At 65.8% G+C, this 17,276-nt stretch carries 12 protein-coding genes and 1 pseudogene; 3 read left to right on the top strand and 10 right to left on the bottom strand.

Features of this window, described 5'->3' with window-relative positions:
- Positions 1–931 precede the first annotated feature (931 nt).
- Positions 932–1,348 (bottom strand): hypothetical protein, encoded by a 417-nt coding sequence (locus tag ON30_RS29310; protein ID WP_040712588.1) that lies wholly within the window; start codon positions 1,346–1,348, stop codon positions 932–934.
- 448 nt (positions 1,349–1,796) lie between these two features.
- Positions 1,797–2,618: a DUF2690 domain-containing protein gene (locus tag ON30_RS29305; RefSeq protein ID WP_040712586.1), complete on the bottom strand. Its 822-nt coding sequence runs from the start codon at positions 2,616–2,618 to the stop codon at positions 1,797–1,799.
- Positions 2,619–3,086: 468 nt separating this feature from the next.
- Between ON30_RS29305 and ON30_RS39620 the strand changes: the two genes are divergently transcribed.
- Entirely contained in the window at positions 3,087–3,284 is a 198-nt protein-coding gene (locus tag ON30_RS39620; protein ID WP_157183918.1) for a transposase, read from the top strand.
- A gap of 83 nt (positions 3,285–3,367) precedes the next feature.
- Here ON30_RS39620 and ON30_RS42415 read toward each other — a convergent pair whose 3' ends face one another.
- Entirely contained in the window at positions 3,368–4,390 is a 1,023-nt protein-coding gene (locus tag ON30_RS42415; protein ID WP_083911769.1) for a tetratricopeptide repeat protein, read from the bottom strand.
- Positions 4,391–4,400: 10 nt separating this feature from the next.
- Positions 4,401–6,200: pseudogene (locus tag ON30_RS39615) on the bottom strand (caspase, EACC1-associated type); the annotation flags it as partial.
- A 595-nt stretch (positions 6,201–6,795) separates the two neighbouring features.
- On the opposite strand from ON30_RS39615, the gene ON30_RS29285 reads away from it, so the two are divergent.
- The gene (locus ON30_RS29285; RefSeq protein WP_157183916.1) at positions 6,796–7,173 is read left to right on the top strand and encodes an effector-associated constant component EACC1; all 378 of its coding nucleotides are present in this window, start codon (positions 6,796–6,798) and stop codon (positions 7,171–7,173) included.
- A gap of 9 nt (positions 7,174–7,182) precedes the next feature.
- On the top strand, positions 7,183–7,461 hold the full coding sequence (locus ON30_RS29280) for an AMP-binding protein (protein WP_040712574.1): 279 nt from the start codon (positions 7,183–7,185) through the stop codon (positions 7,459–7,461).
- A gap of 288 nt (positions 7,462–7,749) precedes the next feature.
- Here ON30_RS29280 and asnB read toward each other — a convergent pair whose 3' ends face one another.
- The 6 genes from asnB to ON30_RS29250 all read right to left on the bottom strand — a co-directional run bounded on the left by asnB (position 7,750) and on the right by ON30_RS29250 (position 16,877).
- Complete coding sequence (gene asnB, locus ON30_RS29275; protein ID WP_040712572.1) at positions 7,750–9,594, bottom strand: asparagine synthase (glutamine-hydrolyzing); 1,845 nt, start codon at positions 9,592–9,594, stop codon at positions 7,750–7,752.
- A gap of 215 nt (positions 9,595–9,809) precedes the next feature.
- Entirely contained in the window at positions 9,810–11,078 is a 1,269-nt protein-coding gene (locus ON30_RS29270) for a cytochrome P450 family protein (protein WP_040712593.1), read from the bottom strand.
- Positions 11,078–12,295: a cytochrome P450 gene (locus ON30_RS29265; protein ID WP_040712570.1), complete on the bottom strand. Its 1,218-nt coding sequence runs from the start codon at positions 12,293–12,295 to the stop codon at positions 11,078–11,080. The genes ON30_RS29270 and ON30_RS29265 overlap by 1 nt, the downstream gene beginning before the upstream one ends.
- Positions 12,292–13,215, bottom strand: coding sequence for an acyl-CoA thioesterase (locus ON30_RS29260; protein WP_051030123.1), 924 nt, complete (start codon positions 13,213–13,215; stop codon positions 12,292–12,294). The genes ON30_RS29265 and ON30_RS29260 overlap by 4 nt, the downstream gene beginning before the upstream one ends.
- A 1,063-nt stretch (positions 13,216–14,278) precedes the next feature.
- On the bottom strand, positions 14,279–15,394 hold the full coding sequence (locus ON30_RS29255; RefSeq protein ID WP_040712568.1) for a hypothetical protein: 1,116 nt from the start codon (positions 15,392–15,394) through the stop codon (positions 14,279–14,281).
- 256 nt (positions 15,395–15,650) lie between these two features.
- Positions 15,651–16,877, bottom strand: coding sequence for an oxygenase MpaB family protein (locus ON30_RS29250; protein WP_040712565.1), 1,227 nt, complete (start codon positions 16,875–16,877; stop codon positions 15,651–15,653).
- Between the last annotated feature and the right edge of the window lie 399 nt (positions 16,878–17,276).

The following is a 17,276-nucleotide window of genomic DNA, read 5'->3' as shown; positions in this document are numbered from 1 at the left end:
AGCCGCAGGATGCAGCGACGGGCGGCCTCGAGGATCCGCCGCCGCGCCTCGTCCTCACTGCCCGGCGGATCACCCCGCCACCCACGAACCTTCATACGATGCCCTCCGATCCTCGGCCGATCCGGCCCCCGGGCGGAAGATTCGATACGTCGAAAGGGGGGACCACGCGCCGCCTCGCTGCAGACAAAGTACATCGGACAGAACTTCTGCGATCGCCTACAACACGTGCTGCGACTGCAGGCCTACAGCACATCTTCTGCTCCTGCGGTTTCGCCTTCGTGCCGGGACCAGGCCGGCGCGGTATCGGTGTCGGCCGGCGCGATGCCTCTCCTGCCTGTCGATGCAGCATTTTAGGATCGGCGTCGCGTGCGGAAGTTCAGGTGGGGGGCGCCGGTCAGCGACGAGCGGGCGGTCGTGGCATCGGTGGTGTTCGGAGTTGCTGGCCGCGCTCGGAGTCGGCTCGTGCGGGAGTGGGTCGGAGAGGGCCGCGTTGCTGGGGCGGATGACCTGAGGGGGAGGGAAGGGGATACTCGTATCATCTCGCTCCGGCCAGCGTTATCGAGATGTGTTCTGCGCGAACAGCAGCGGAGAAGACCGCGCCATCCAGGCGCCAATGTTGGACGCCGCCCCCCTCGGACTGCTCCCCCGGTTCTGCGGGTGAAGGTGGCATCGGAGACCTCGCACGATTGCGTCAACGGCGCGCTGGAGTACGCCGTCAACCGGAGGAAGGCGCAGGATGTCGATCGCTCGTCGGTATGCAGTCGCTCGTGCGCCGATGCTTCCGCGGTCACCGTCGCCCGCGGGAGCATCGAGGCGCACCTGAAGTTGGGGTCCGGGGCTGAGCAGGCGGCGTTTTGCACCGCCGGCTCAGCATCTTCTCGGTTTCGTGTGCGATCTGTGTTTGAACGTGGTCGTGTTTGCCCGGTTGTGGTTAGCTGCCGAAGATCGCCGCGTCGGCGATGCCGGCTGCGCAGCCGAGGGCGGCGGCGGCAACGATAACTCGGGGTTCGCGGGCGTAGGTCGCGCCGATGACGGCTGTGAGCCCAGAGCGCAAGCAGCTTTCGGCCCACGCGCTCAGGTCCGGGGGCGGACCGTAGCTGACGACCTTGACCGGGCCGTAGAGGTTGCAGCCGTTGCCTTTGACGCCGTCGCTGCCGGGTGCGGCGACAATCACGCATTCGCGTTCGAAGTGTTTACCCGGGTCGGCCTGCGCGGTGGCTGGAGCCGCGGCGAGGGCACCGGTCACCGCGCACAGGGCCACGCCGACTCGCGTGAGGGCCTTGACGCGTCGCGAGATCGAGACGCTGTGTGTTGCCTTCATGATCTTGTCCTTTCGATCGATGAACACCCTCGGGAGGTCCGCGGGTGCGAACAGGCACCGGTATGTCCCGGTGGTTATCTCGGCACCCTCGAAACGAGTCGCCGAGGCTCTTCGGTGGGAGTGGGGCCCTCGGGTTGTTGCCGTGAGGCGGGTGCCGGCCGATCCCGGCTTCCACCCCTGTTTTCGTGCGGGAGGAGCCGAGCGGAGGTGGTGTAGTCGGGTCGAGTTCCCGAGGTCGTGATGTTGTCGACGCTGGATCGGATGTCGAGATGAGGGTCTGGGTGCCACGCTGATCAGAGCATCAGTACGGGCGTCCATCCGGAAGGGTGGACGCGCGGGATGGACGATGCCTCAGGCCGTTCTAAGCAAGACTGTGATCGGCAGGTGTGGGTGCGACGGTGTGCCCGGAACGGGTCGGCGAACGCGGATGTCGTCGTGCGTCGCAGGGGTGTGGTCGGTGGGTCGAGGTCTTGTGTCAGGTGCAGATCGGTTGGGCGACGGGCTCGGTGTGGGCTCCGGTGGTGACCGCGGCGGTCGCGCAGAGCCGATCGGTGGGGTCGGTCCGGATGATGAGGGTGGTGTAGGCGGAGTCGACATCGGGTTCGATCGCGTTCTGGCGTGTCGGCCCTGTCGGGTTCGAGCGCCGGTACAGCGAGACCTCGAGCCGGTTACCGAGTCCAGCGTTGTCGTAGCGGGTGATGCGTGCCCATCCGGCGTCGCAGGCGTGGGAGAACAGAATCTCCAACAGCATCTGTGGTTTGGAGTTGGAGCTGGCCGCGATCACCGCATCCTTGATACAGACGGTCTTCCCGGGGTCGTCGCCGGTGTGGACCTGGGGCGGCCCGCCATGCTCGCAGGAGGTGGCGAGGACTGCGGTGAGGACGTTGGTCGATATGAGGACCGCGGCCGCGATTGCCCACCACACCCACGACCGCCGTGTCGTGGGTGCAAGGCGCCCAGGAGGCATAGCCGGAGTCGTGTCCGAGAAGTCGCCGGTGTCGCCGGTGTCGGCGAGCGTGTTCCGTCGCCGGATCCATTCTCGGGCGAGTTCCGAGTCGCCGGTCAACGCCACGACGAACGCGCGGACTGTCCGCGCGGTGGCCATCCTGCGGCCGTTGACCGCGTTGTGCAGAGTGCTGGGAGAGATCGGCAGGCCGTGACGACCCGCACGCCGACTCATCGTCCCGTAGGACATGTCCTCGTGGGACTTCTTCAACGCCAGTAGATCGGCGGCAAACGTCTCGACCGAGGCCTCGTGTTCCCCGGTCTCATTCGGGCCGTCGTTGTGATCGCTCATGATCGCTCTCCCCAGCCGGTCGATGGCGTGCCACGTCGCGTCGGCGGCGCGTGCTCGCCGTGCGGGCCAATTCAACAGCGTCGGAGTCGGATCGGGAGGAGGAACCGCTCGACTTGGCGATGTGGATGTGACCGCGGGAGGTCGTGCCGTCGTAGGAGGCGGATGACGCATACGGTGGCGCCTCGTAGTTTCGCCCGCGGTGCGAACGCCGCAGGATCGGATATGTGGTCGCAACCACAGAGTTTCGTGGAGGGGCAATATCGGTGACCCGTACAAAGGGTGCGGGTCAGTGGTGGCTTCCCGCAATAGATTTCGCCTTCGAGTCCTCGAGGAGGAGCTCGTGCGGGCGGCCTGCGAACATCGCTCTCATCGTGCGATTGCTGGTTGGCTGCGCTCTGTCGTGTCCGGTTGAATACTGGCTCTGTCTCCCAATTGGTGAGGTGGTCCGTTCGGGTGGATGATGTGGTCGTGGCAAGTTCGACCGGTGATCGTCTCCAGGTGTTGGCCGACAAGCAGTGGGAGTTGCTGGAGTTGTTGTTGCCGAGGTCTGATGGCCGGGCGGATCGGAATTTCGCCAACAACCGCTTGGTCGTGGAGGCGATGCTGTATCGGTTGCCGAGCCTGCTGACGACGCGAGCCGCGGACCCGGGCGGATGGGTTCCATGAGCACCGCGGTCGCTGGCATGGGTGTCTGAAATCCGCTGCCGGATCCCGATGCTTCTGGACGTCTCGGCGCTCGACCGTGGCGGTCAACCGCGAGATCGGCGGCTGTCGTGGCTTCCCCACGGTACGAGGCTGCTGGAGGGGCCCGGAGGTCCGGAGGTGGCCCGCACCGCGCCGATTCTCGGTTTGGGGAAGGCTCGGACGAGTCGCCGTAAGTTTTCGGTCTGGGGGTGGGTGGTGCCGAGTATGCGCTCGAAGTCGGCCAGGGTTTTTCTCGCCAGGCCGAGGGCGGTAGCGAGCTTCTTCTCGGCTTCGTGGGCGTCGGCGAGGAGTTTGTGCGCGTGCGTGGTGTGGGGGTGGTCTTCGCCGTAGAGGTGTTCGTGGTCGGCGACGGATTGCTGGTGCAGTTCGATTGCCGCGGTCAGCTGACCGGCTTTTTGATACGCGTTTGCCAGCGTGCTGCGCGCTGTCAAGGTGTGCAGATGTTCTTCTCCGAGGATTCGTCGGTGATCGGCCAAATTCTGCTCGGCCAGTGAGATGGCTTCGTCGAGTCTGCCCGATTTCTGGTAGGCGGAGGTCAATCCCGCGCGGGTGAGAAGTACGTGAGGGTGGTCGGCTCCGAGAACGCGTTCGCTGTCGGCGAGGTTCTGTTCGTAGACCGCGATGGCGTCGGGGATCCTGTCGGATTTCTGGTAGGTGGCCGCCAGGCCGTTGCGGACTACGAGGCTTTTGGGATGTGTGGCGCCGAAGAGTCGTTCGTGGTCGGCGAGTGTGCTTTCGAGTGTGGTGATCGCTTCGCCGAGACGGCCGGCATCTCGATAGCTCAGTGCCAGATGGTGGCGATTGCTGAGGGTTCGGGGATGGTGGAGGCCGAGTACACGCTCACACTCCCGCAGGTTGCGTTCGTAGAGACTGATCGCTTCGGTCAGTCGGCCTGCGTGGTGGTGCATGGCCGCGAGGGCGGTGCGGGAGTCGAGGGTGTCGGGATGGCTCTGTCCCAGTACACGTTCGCGGTCGGTCAGGGTGCGGGTGAAGAGTTCGGCCGCGTCGTCGAGTCGGCCCGCCTCCTGGTAGGCGTAGGCGAGGTCGCCGCGGGTGGAGAAGAGGATCGGGTGGGTCCTCGGAGGTCAGTGATTCGCGTACGGCGAGTAGTTCTTCGAGAAGCGTGATGGCCGTTCGGATCTGCCCTGATTCCTTCTTGGCGTGGGCGAGGCTGTGGCGTGTGGCGAGGGTGTCTGGGTGGGTGTCCCCTAGGATCTGTTCGCGGGTCGCGAGGGTCTGTTGTATCAACTCTGTCGCGTCCCCGAGGCGTCCGGCCGCCTGGTAGGCGGCGGCGAGGTCGTGGCGCGTGGTGAGTGTGTCGGGATGCTCCGCACCGAGCGATTGTTCCCGGTCGGCCGCGGTCCGCTCGTAGACGGCGATGGCCTCGAGAACTCGTCCGGCCTCCTGGTAGGCCGAGGCGATGTCGTGCCAGGTGTTCAGGGTGTCGGGATGATCGAGGCCGAGGACCTTTTCCCGATCTGCCAGGGTGGTCTCCAGCAGCGCTGTGGCGGTGTCGACGCGTCCTGCTTCCAGATAGGAGGCCGCAAGACAGTGTCGAGTCGCGAGGGTGTCGGGATGCAGGGCGCCGAGCAATCGCTCCCGATCGCTCGACAAACTCTCGAACAACGACACAGCGGCGGTGACCCGGCCCGCGGCAAGGTAGACCCCGGCAAGGCCGGTCCTGGTCGCCGTGATGTCGGGATGATCCACGCTCAGCACGCTTTCGCGCCGATGCAGCGTCCGCTCGTAGAGGTCGATGGCCTCGATCAGCCTCCCGGCCTCGTGGTAGACCGAAGCCAGGCAATGACACGTCGCGAGCGTGGCCGAATCGGTCTCGGTGAGGACGCGTTCGCGGGCTGTGAGGATGTACTCGAACAGGCCGGCTGCGTCTTCGAGTCGGTTCTCGTCCTGATACGCGCGGGCGAGCCGGTGTCCCGCGAGGAGGGTGTCCGGATGATCCGGTCCCAGGGTGCGCGTTCGTTCGGACAGCGAACGCTCCAGCAGCGAGGCGGTCGGCGGGGGTGTGTTGAGCGCGAGTCGGTCGGTGCCGTTGACACTCCTGCGTCGCGGCTGGGGATGTCCGCTGCCCCGCAGTAGCCGGCGGGTCCCCTCGAACAGTTCCTCGAGGGTCGCTCCCGGGTTTTGTCCAGCAGCGGCGAGCAAGGCCCCGGTGAAGGCTGTATTGCGTTGTCCTGAGGGGGCGAAGGAACTTTCGTAGGCGGCCGACGACGCGATCGTGTACGTGCCGCGCACTTCGATCTGGCCGAGTTCGTCGCTGCCCGGGCCCATCGCCTCGAATGCCCGTCCGGAGAAGCAGCAGTCCAGGATCAGAACGCTGTGCTGAGCCGGGCTGTCGAGGATCGCTTCGCGCAGCGTGTCGAACGGCAACGCTGTCCATCCGGGCCGGCACGGGTCCGTGCCGGTCAGACCCAAGTGGAGTCGGCCACGCCGATCCACGACGCCGTGACCGGTGTAGTAGACCAACAGGACGTCATCGGCTTGCTCGGTCGCCTGCTCGAGAATGGCTCCGACCAGAGCACTGCTGACGGGGTCGGCGACGACTCGACAGTTCTCAGGGTCGAGTGTGCCGTTGTCACAATCTGTCAGCAGGTCGCGAATATCGGCGAGATTGTTGATCGCCGCGGGAATCGCGGGCAGGTGCGAATGCTCGTATTGGGCAACGCCGATCAGGACTGCGCGAGAATGCTCCCGATGTGGATATCGCGTCACCGCGACGTATCGAACATGTCGCCCCCGACTCGCCGCGCTGCGAACGCACAGCAAGCCGGCCCCATCGCCACGTCGCGGGCCTGCCCGGCCCGGTCGAGCCTCGTGGCGGGCTGTGAACCGTGCGAGATGGCCTCCACCTCCGGCCATCCGACGCTGTCTCCGGAAACCGTTCTCACCGGCTTGTTATCGGTCGCAGCGCCGGCGACAGCGCCCACTGCTGCGAAGGGTCGCCGAGCCCGTCCATCGCCACCGGTCGCGAGAGGGGTCGGCCACCTCGGGACGATCAAGCAGACGAGACCACGGCGAGTCTTCGCCGCGGTGATTGTGCCGAGATCCGGCATTTCACTTCCTCTCGAAGGAGAGTGGTTCTCCTCCATCTGACAGACCCTTCCAGAATAAGTCAAAATCGCCGCCGCATCGAACGATCGAGCCGGCACTACCGGGCGACAATCGGTAGAGAAGTGTCGCTGAGTGGTGAGTGCGTAAATGCCTGTCCCATGCCGTCGATCGAACTGAGCGACTGACCGACTGGTTTATCTCCGATGGTAATAATCGTCCACGAGGAATATGGGGTCACCACCGCGATGTAGTGTCCGAACTCCTCCTGCATCGTCGCCCGGGTCGTCGCGATCGGTGGTTGATGTCCGGCGATCGTCCGTGATCGCGTTGCCCTTGCCGATCTTGTGGTTCGGTCGTTCTCGGCCCGCCGCGGCGGGCGGCGCTGTTGGGGCATGATGGCCGCATGTCGAACAGTCAGGTGCAGTTGCTGATCCGAGGTGTCGGTGGCGTCGACGGGGTGGTGGAGCTATTGCAGACCATGCGGTTCGAAGACGCTCTACGGGGACACGTGCGACAGCGACCGACCATGGTGCGACCCGACGAGATGGGCGGTGTTTCGGACGCTTTGGTTCTGACTGTGGGTTCCGGTGGTGCCGTCGGCATCGCTGCGGCGCTCGTGCGCTCGCTGAATGTGTGGTTCACCCATCGACGTTCGGCGATGAAACTGACACTGACCGCGGCGGACGGGACTTCGGTCACCATAGAGGCCGGTCGGGTCGACACTCCTGAAGTCTTACAGGAGATTCAGAAGTTGCTGGAGGCCGCCAGATCTGAGCGATAGCTCGCCACGATGCGTGAGCATCGGGTGAGCGTGGTTCCGGTCGTCCCTTCCCTGGCGTCGATGCTGGTCGACCTGTCGGTGCGCGGACCTGTGGACACCGTCGGACTGTTCACCAACACCGGGCAGGAGCTCACGGCCCAGCGGATCGCCGCGCTGCGTCGTGCCTTTCCCGGCGCGGCGGTGCAAATGATGTACGGTGCCACCGAATGCAAACGGATCACGATCGGTCGACCCGACGACGATCTGCTTCGGCCCGGCTCGGTGACGAGGTGTTGGTCGGTTTCCTGACCGGAATACCGCGCACCGGACACATCACCTTTGGGTTGCTGTGCGAACGCGACGGCACTGTCTTGGTCGAAGAATTGCGGTGCCTGGCCCACGCTGCCGGTGCCGTGGTGGCTTCGGTTGTGCTCGACAGTGTGTAGCAGTTGGACGGCGCTCAACACGCCCTGTGCGCGGCTTTCGGCGCAGACGGACACGCCTCGAGGTGCCCGGAGCAGGTGGAACGAGTAGCGGGCATCTTCGCTCGCGGCACGTCTGCGTCCGGTCCGTGATGGATTCGTGTCGTCGACGGGTTCAATCCAGCAGCAGCTCGGGTGAATACAGGTCGAGCCACATGTGGAGGTCGAGGGCTCGGTTCATTCCGATCCGGGTTGCGGGCTCGATCTGGTGTGGATCCTGGGTGATCGCCTGCTCGAGCCAGGTTCGGTCGACCAGTGCGAACAGCTCCGAATCACGGTCGGAGAGAATCTCTTTGACCTGCTGCTGCAGGTTCGCCGAGTAGCCGGGGTCCTGGGTCTGGGGATAGGGGCTTTTGACACGCTCGGCCACCGATTTCGGTAGCACGTGGGTGGTCGCGTGGCGTAGCAGGCTTTTCTCGCGCCCGTCGAAGGTTTTCATCGACCAGGGGGTGTTGTAGACGTATTCGACCAGTCGGTGATCGCAGAACGGGACGCGCACCTCCAGTCCCACCGCCATGGACGCGCGGTCTTTGCGGTCCAGGAGCACACGTAGGCGGCGCGTGAGGTGCAGGTGCAGGATGGTTCGCATGCGTCGGTCGAGGTCGGACTCTCCTGCCAGGTGCGGCACCTCGGCGCGGGCTGTGCGGTACTGATCGGCGGTGTATCCGTCGAGGTCCAGGCGTCGGCGCAGATCGGGTTCGAGCACACTCCAGCTCGATTCACCGGTGAAGGGGTTGCTCGGAGCCAGCCACGGGAACGTGTCCTTGCGCATCAGCACCTCGTCGTGGATCCACCGGTGGCCGCCGAACAACTCGTCGGCCGACTCTCCCGACAGCGCCACGGTCGAGCGCTCCCGTACGGCTTTGAACAGCAGGTACAAGGAGGCGTCCAGATCGCCGATCCCGGCGGGGATGTCGCGGGCGGTGATCACGGCCCGGCGGACCGAGGGATCGGACAGCTCGGCCGGATTCAGGACGACGTCTCGATGCTCGGAACGCACCAGGGCCGCTACGTCGCGCACGAACGGTGAATCGGGAGTCTGCTGCCATCCGCCGGGGATGAAGTTGTATTCGTGGCCGGAGAAGTCGACCGAGAAGGTGCGTAGTCGCTCGCCCTGGTGGGCGAGCCGTGCGGCTGCCAGCCCGGTGATGGCGCTGGAATCGAGTCCGCCCGAGAGCAACACGCAGCGGGGTACGTCGGAGACGAGCTGTCGGTCCACGATGTCGGTGAGCAGTTCGCGCACCCGCGTGACGGTCTCCTCCAGCCCGTCGGTGTGCATCGCGGGCTCGAGCCGCCAGTAGGTGCGTTCGCGGATGCCGTTGCGGTCCAGCGTGATCAGGGTGCCCGGCAGAACCTCGTACATGCCCTTCCACAGTGACCAGCGCGGTGCCTTGGTGAACGCGAACAGGTCGCGTAGGCCGTCGAGGTCGACAGCCTTGCGGGCCAGCGGATTGGCCAGGATCGCTTTGGGCTCGGAGCCGAAGAGCACCCCGTCGGGCGTGGGGTAGTAGTAGAGCGGTTTGATGCCCATCCGGTCCCGGATCATCACCAGTTTCTCGGTGCGCTGATCCCAGATCGCGAAGGCGTACATACCGTTGAGGTGGTCGACCAGTGCCTCACCCCACTGGAGATAGCCGCGCAGTACGACCTCGGTGTCGCTGTCGGTCGCGAAGGTGTGACCCAGCGCCGCGAGTTCGCTGCGCAGTTCGTGGAAGTTGTAGGTCTCGCCCGAATACACCAGGGCGATTTCGCCGGCGGGCGTGTTCACCGTCATCGGCTGGGCGCCGCCGGACAGGTCGATGATGGCCAGGCGTCGATGGCCGAGCCCGGCGTGGGGCCGCAGGTATGTCCCCGCCCCGTCGGGGCCGCGACAAGCCATGGTCTCGGTCATCTCGTCCAGGACGTTCTGCCTGCCGGTCAGATCGGATGCGAACGACACCCATCCGGTGATTCCACACATTTTCGTCGTCCTCCACTGGTGTCGGTATGCGGGATACCGATGATTGGTTTGGTTCGTTGTGGCCCCGCCGGCGGAGGCTGGTCAGCTCGCCGGATCGCGACGGCACAGGATGGATCGGCAAGGACTGATACAGAACCGCGCCGGAGATCGATTTCACGGTCATCCGTGCAAGGCGGGGCCGGTTTCTAGGCGGGGGCCGTTTCACCGGCACGCCGCTATCGCAGTCGCACGGGGAATTCGGTCATGCCGCGGATCAGCATGCTGGACTGCCAGATCGGCGATTCGGCGTGTGCTGGCAGCGCCAGAGCCGGGAATCGCCGCAGCAGCCCGCGGAAGGCGATGTCCGCTTCGAGCCGCGCCAGCGGCGCGCCGACGCAGTAGTGGATGCCGTGGCCGAAGCCCAGATGCCCATTAGGGTCACCGGTGAGGTCGAGCGTTTCCGGGTCGGTGAAGCGCGAGGGATCGCGATTGGTCGCGGCCAGGGCGATGCGAACGAATTCGCCTGCGGGAATCTCGGTGCCGCCGATCTGGATCGGCTCGTCGGTGAACCGGTATGTGGACCAGCCTGCTGGACCGTCGTAACGCAGGAACTCCTCGACCGCGCTGGGCACGGCCGAGAGGTCCGCGCGCAGCGCCCGCAGTTGCGACGGGTTGTGCAGGAGCGCGCGGGTGCCGTTGGCGATCAGGTTCACCGTTGTCTCGTGCCCGGCGACCAGTAGCAGAAAGGCCATCGAGACCAGTTCCTGCTCGGAGAGCCAGTGCGGGGTGGTCGGATCCTGCCCGCGGGATGTGGTGTCGTCCTCGGCATGGTCGTGTCGACCGGCGTGCACCAACGCGGAGAGCAGGTCATCCTCCGGCTGCTCCTGTTTTGCGCGCACCAGAGCGTGCAGGTACTTCGACATGTCGGTTCCGGCGGTGAGGATTTCGGTGTCGCCGCCGCGGGTGCCGCCGGTGAGCACTCTGGTCCAGCGCTGGAACCGGTCGCGGTCCTGGATCGGTACGCCGAGTAGTTCGCAGATCACGGTCACCGGCAGCGGGACCGCGAAGGCGTGCAGAAGGTCGACCTCGTCGTGGCCGTCCATCGCGTCGAGCAGTTCCTCGGTGATTTCCTCGATGCGGGGTCGTAGCGCTGCTACTCGGCGTGCGGTGAACGCCTTGGTGACCAGCTTGCGCAGGCGGGTGTGATCGGGCGGGTCGGCGTTGAGCATGTGCCCGGAGAAGTCGAATCCGTCCGTCATGACGGCCAGGTTCTTGCGCCGGAACAGCTCCGTCATGCCCTGCGGATTCTTCAGCAGTCGTGGGTCGGTGAGGGCGGCCCGGCCCTCCTCGTAGCCGATGATCACCCAAACGACGAGGCCGTTGCGCTGGAGTCGGACCCGGTGCACCGGACCACGTTCGCGCCAGCGCGCGTAACTCGCGTACGGATCGGCGAAGAAGTCCTCGCCTACGGATTCGATGTCGGGGAGCGCGTCGTTGTCACCCATCATGTCCTCGTCGTGTCGGGAGTCGGCATATCGCCACCGATGAGTACCGGCATGTGGTCGTATCCGAACGACCCCGGTCGTGTCCGCAGCCGGGGCGGATCGAGAGGATCGAGCGAGAAGGTGTGACGCAGCCGGCACAACGCGCGGATCGCGCGGTCGGCGAGTAGTCGCGACAGCACGGTGCCGGGGCAGAAGTGGGCGCCTGCGCCGAAGGCGAGGTGATCCTTCTTGTTCGGGCGATCCACATCGAGGACGTCGGCATTCGGGAACTTCGCGTCGTCACGGTTGGCCGACCCGATCAGCATGTGGATGAGGGCGCCTTCGGGTATGTCGACATCATCTATTCGGATGTCGCGGCGAGCGCGACGCAGCAGCCACTGGTTCGGACTGTAGAGCCTGGCGAATTCGTCGACGAATTCGGGGATGTCGCCCGGCGCGGAGTGCAGTCGCTGGGCCAGCGCCCGATCGTCGAGGAGCGCCTTGAACGCTCCGGCCAGAAGACTGGTCGTGGTCTCGTGCCCGGCGACGATGAACTCCAGAGCGATCGTCGTGAGTTCCTCGCGGAGAATGTCTCCGCGTTCCTGTTCGGCGACCAGTGCGCCGAGGATGTCTCCGCGGTTGGGCTCTCCCATCCGCTGTTGGGCGAGTTCGCCCATGTAGTCGGCGAATTCGAGGATGTCCTCGTAGAAACCAGGTACCAGTTCGGGGTCCATTCCGGCGGCCACCGCGAACCCGTCCTTCAGCGCCTGGGACCAGCGCCGCAGGTCGGCCTTGCGGTCGAGCGGTATGCCGAGCATTCCGCCGACCACCCGTAACGGTAGCGCCGAGGCGAACGCTTCGACGAACTCCACCCTATCCTTCTCCGAGATGTCCGCGACGAGTTCGTCGACGACATTCTGTACCTGCTCGCCCATATCGCGGACCAGCTTGGTGTGGAACCCGGTGTTCGCCAGTTTGCGCAACCGCGTGTGGTCGGGTGGGTCACGGTTGACGAGCACCGGAAGGTCGAGATTGCCGCCGCGCCGGATATGTGAGGAATACCGATCCCTGTCGCGCAACGCTTCGTTGACGTCGGCGTACCTGGCGAAGATGTACAGGTCTTCGCCGTCCCAGGTCCCCTCTGGAACGAATGTCACCCGGCGCTCGCGAAGTGCCTCGTACGTCGGCCACGGGTTGGTGCGATATTCGGAATCGCCGAAATTGATCGTGCGAGTCATGGTGATACACCTCCATCTACGAGACCGGTCCGGTCGACGGGCGCGGGAAGACTCTCCCGGCGAGGTCGCAATACACCGGCCACGATGTCGTTTTCGTTGCGGGCGAGTGTCGGCTTGCCCGGGGGTTCATGGCCCGAACTCGGGTACAGCACGCGTTCCTGGGCCACCATGGCAACCAGTTGCCCGTCGTGACCGAAGATGCGGCCCTGAGCCAATGCCCGGCCCTGGTCGGCCGAGGGGGACTCCTCGTGGTAGAGAAGCCAGTCATCGACGCGGAACGGCCGCAGGAACCAGATCGAATAGTCCAGTGCCGCAGTGTGGAATGAGATTCCTGGATGATGTGCGGCGACAGCGCCCAGTAGCGTCATATCGCTGGCATAGGTCAACGCGCAAGTGGAGACGACATCGTCGTCCGGTAGTCGCCCGGTGTATCGCAGCCAGATCTGTTGGTGCGCCCCACCGCCGATCATCGCGTCGGGGACACGACGGATATCCCAGTCGTGCCATTCGTAGCCCGCGGCGTCGGCTCCGCAGACTTCCAACTCGTAGGGGGACGGTGCGTGTGGGAAGGGGTCGGCATGCCGCAACCCTTGATGTCCGACATGGAAGGAGGCGATCATTAGGAACATCTCCTTACCGCCCTGTACGGCGCGGATCCAGCGCACTATGAACGATCGGCCCTGTTTGACGATGTCGACGATGTAGTCGATCGCAACGCCCGGACTCACAGGCCGCACGAAGCACCCGTGAATCGAATGAACGGAGAATTCCGACGGTAGGCCCGACGATCCGGCGGCCAGCGCACACGCCGCGACCTCACCGCCGAAAGTCCGGCGCAGGACGGTGTCCGAGCGCGGGACACCCTGGAATACATTCGTATCGATCTGCTCGATCGCGATCGCGTCGAGAAAGTCACCCATAATCGTGGAACCGTCCTCTCGGGACCCGCCCGAGACATTTACCCGAATGAAACGAAAGACTGTGAGCCACCTCGAGGGCATCGTCGCCCGCGAGAGCCGCCGTCCTGTCTCGGCATTTGCGCGGCGCTGCAACGTGATTCGCGGATCACTCCGCTCCGTGCCATCCATGCCTCACCCGGCGACGGGCCGGGTCTCGAACACGATGAGGTGGTCACGATCCTTTCTGGGAAGTAAAGAACATCGTGTACTTCGCGCGCGGATGGGCGAATCGCGGGTCGCCCGCCGCAGAGCGCCGGACGGTGAGTCGGTGGAAGATTGTGCCGGAGAGGTTCCGGGGGCCTTGCGCCAGCACATGATGGACCATACCGTCAGATGATGGCGCATGCAACGCGAGCCGGCTCGGGAAGTGGTGCGCAGGCAGGCGACTCACCTGGTTCGCGCCGATCATCGGCCGTACGGGTCTGTTGCTCTGATCTGCTGCGCAACTGTCGTTCGTTTCATCTACCGTGCCAGTCCCGGGCCTCCGGCGTCGTCGAGACGATCTCCATGGTGGGGTGGTGGCGGTGTCCTCCGAATCCTTGTGCTCGCCACGATCGTGGTCACCGTCGACGTGGTCGCCTGCCTCGCCGTCGCACTCGGCCTGCCGTGCTGCGACTGCTCGGCGAGGAGGGAGTTGTCCGCGGGAATGGGCCTCTGCCCGTCGGTGAGGACCGCTATGCCGCCGTAGGGGACAGAGTCCGTAGAGGATCTTGGCCGTCCGGGCGAGTGATCGCTGGTTCGAATCGTGTCGAACCCACGTTTGGCGAACGTCACCTGTTCCGAGGCTGGGACACCGTGCCGATACCCATTTCGGCAATGCGGTGGTGTCAGGGTGCTCGGAGCGAATCCGTTGACTCCGAGCCGATCACCGGTCCGTCGAGTCTGCTGCCGAGCGGGATGGCGGTGACGGCCTGACCGCGGACGTCTCGCTGCGCGCCAACGAACACGGCCTGGACGGGGCGGGCACGGCACCACCTCCGCGCGCGTATTCCTTCGTCATGCTCGGGCCGATTACCGGTTTCGTTCAACGGGTGTTCGCGTCGGGGTCGCCGCGATCGCTCATCTGCTCCAGGGGGCGGAGGTCGTGGTGGATGCGGGTGAGTAATCGCCGATGGTGTTGACCGTAGGTCTCGGCGGCGAAGCGGACGGCTTCCAATGCTGCTCGCAGGGGGTGTGGCAGGCGGGCGTATTCGTAGGCGGCGATCGCTTCGAGTTGCGGCACGATCGAGGGGCGTGCGCCGAATCCGGGGATGACGGTGAGTTCGATGGTGGGGTCGGTGTCGAGGCGGTGGTGGGCCAGGGCGTGAGTGGCCAGCGCCGCGGGGGGTTCGCGGCCTTGGTCCAAGGCGTCCAGTGCCGCGCGGAAGTCGGGGATCCGGGTGAGTCCGGCGCGCTCGAACGCCCAGCGCGCGCACCGGCGTGCGAGCCTGTGCTGGCGTTGTGGGGGTAGGGCGGTGATGGTGTCGAGTAGGGTGTGGTCGAGCTCGGCCACGGCCGATGCCGCGACCCGCAGGATCGGTTCGTCGAGGAGGGGCGCGTGGGGTGGACGTGGTCCCCATCGGCCGCGGGTGGCGTAGACGGCGTGGGCTCGGGGGCTGCCGCGATGGACCTCGAGGTAGCTCCCGTCCGGGATGGGAACCCAGACCCGATCGTGGTCGATGACCGGGATCCGACCCCGGGAGCGGCTCGGGGTGTGGTCGGCTGCGGTCAGGGCGGCGACGATGCCGGCCGGTGCGGTGGTGGGGGTGAGGGTGATGTGGTAGGTCTCGGTGGGTGCGGTGACGTCGGGGTCGGGGTGGGTACTGCGGCCTCGGGCGTGGACCCGCACCCGATACCGCCCGGCCGGGATCGGGGTGAAGTCCGCGGGCGTGTGGGCGTCCGGGGTGGTCACCCGCAGTGTGTCGGCGGCGTGGACGACGGTCTCCTCGATGGTTTCCCAGTCGCTGATCCGAGGGTCCGCGCCGCTGGTGGTGTCGAGGGTGAGTGTGGTGGGGCCGTGGGCTGTGCCGGTCACGACGGTGACGAAACCGGGACCTGTCCGGATCAGCGTTCCCCTGCCGGTCACCTGGGTGGTGTCGGCGCCGGCGGCGGTGAGCAGGAACTGGTGGTCATCGACCTGGACTGTCCCGGTCTCGGTCACGTGTCCACTCCTTCACGAGGGGTTGTGCGCCTGCGAGGTTCGAGGTGGCGCGTCGTGCGGGATTGCTCCCGATGTGCGCCCACCGTTCGCCCATTCCCTTGTTCGAGGCGGTGTCCTCTCCTCTCGCGGGATCGGAGCGCGACCGGCGACCGATCCGTCTCGATGACTCGGCGCCCGATGGGAGCACCCCGGGTGTCGTTGCGGCACACGATCTCTCCTCCGACATGAGATCGTGTGCCGGGCGCTCGGGGTCCTGTCAGCGGGTGCGGTTGGTGTAGGGGATTTCGATGCTGATGGTGGGGCGGAGTTCTTCGAGGTAGAGCAGTGCGGCGCGGCGCAGGAATTCGTCGAACAGGGAATAGGTTTCCTTGGCGAGGGGCACGACGGGCAGCAGTCCTTCGCGGATGGCGATGAAGGGGCCCCAGCTTGCTTCGAGCAGTGGGCTCCAGACGGGTTCGCGGCCGATGTGCAGGGAGTCGGCGATGCGGTCGCCGAGCAGGTAGCGGGTGAAGGCCCCCAGGACGCCTTTGCTGAGCAGGGTGAGATCGAGGTTCATACCCAGGCTCAGGAGCATGTCGGCGAGTTGGATGCCCTCGGGGGTGGCGGCGATGACGGGGTCGAGGACTTCGACGGCTTGGGTGTTGGCTTGGTCCCAGGAGTTGGGGATGTATTCGTCGCGGATTCCGAGCATGTGGGCGGCCAGCTGCCAGGAGTGCAGGAACGCCTCGGATTCGGCGGGTGGGATGGGGACTTTCCAGGCGGTGAGGTGTTTCATGACGGTGGTGGGCAGGCTGTGCCAGGTGACCATCATGTCGTTCTGGCTGATCGGGATGCCTTCCTCGGCGACTTGTGCCCAGTGCGGTGACTGGGGCAGCAGGTGGCGTACGGCGGCGTGGACGAGGCGGGTCTTGACGCAGGTGACGATCATCTGGCCGTCGGGGGCGTAGGCGTTGGGTGTGCCGATGTCGTAGCCGAGTTTGGCGGTGCGGGCGATGCGGCGTTTCAGGTCCGCGCCGCCTTTGGAGTAGTAGACCGCGCGTGCTTCCTTGGGGATGACGGTGCTCATCATGCCGCTGGCCAGGCCGTAGAGCACGCCGAGGTAGAGGCCGCGTTTGGCGTTGAACTCGATGGCGGTGGCGAGTTTGGCGTGATCGGCCCACGCGGGCAGGGCGCGGGCGTGTTCCATGAAGTCGCGCAGTTCGGTGGGCAGCCCCGCGGGCAGGGGTTGGGCGTTGTGGGTCCAGGTGCGCAGCATGTCGTTGATCCGGGGCACGTCGCGGGAGTCCAGCACTCCCGCGACGACCGGGTCGGCCTCGGCGTCCCACACCGCCATCGGATCGAGCCCCTCACCCGCCCCGGCGACCGACCCTTCCGGTGACCACGTCCAGGGTTCGGCGCGGACGGGGGCCGCGCTCATCAGCGCGCCGAGCGCTCCGAGCGCGCCACCGACCCGCAACGCGTCGCGTCTGCTGAATTCGTTCATCTCTATCGGTACTCCTCGCATGTTCCCCACCACGAATTACGTGGATATAAGGCGTTTTTCGGCCAGTGACAATCGGTACCGGCGGAAGAACGGGCATGAACTTAGCAAGGATCCCGGCACGATGTTGACCATAGATCGGTTCACAGTCACGCGACGACGGCGAACACCTCCGCGAAAATTCCCGGCCCGCCGAGACGGCCGCGGGCGAGAAGGCGCAGTGGCGCGATGAGCCGATGCGCGGTGTCGTGGGGAGTGCTCCGGTGGGAATCGTGCCGTGCTGGTAGTGGGGGTCTTTCTCGGTGGCGCGGTGGTAGCCGGAGGGAACGCCGTCGAGCGAGTGGGGTCGTTCTCGAGGGGCCGATTCGGGGTGTTGCGTGATAGCGGGAGTGCGGCTGGTGG

Source organism: Nocardia takedensis NBRC 100417, from assembly GCF_000308695.1.
GTDB lineage: Bacteria > Actinomycetota > Actinomycetes > Mycobacteriales > Mycobacteriaceae > Nocardia > Nocardia takedensis.
Note: the sequence above shows the minus strand (reverse complement) of the source record. Positions and strands in the feature narration are given on the sequence as shown.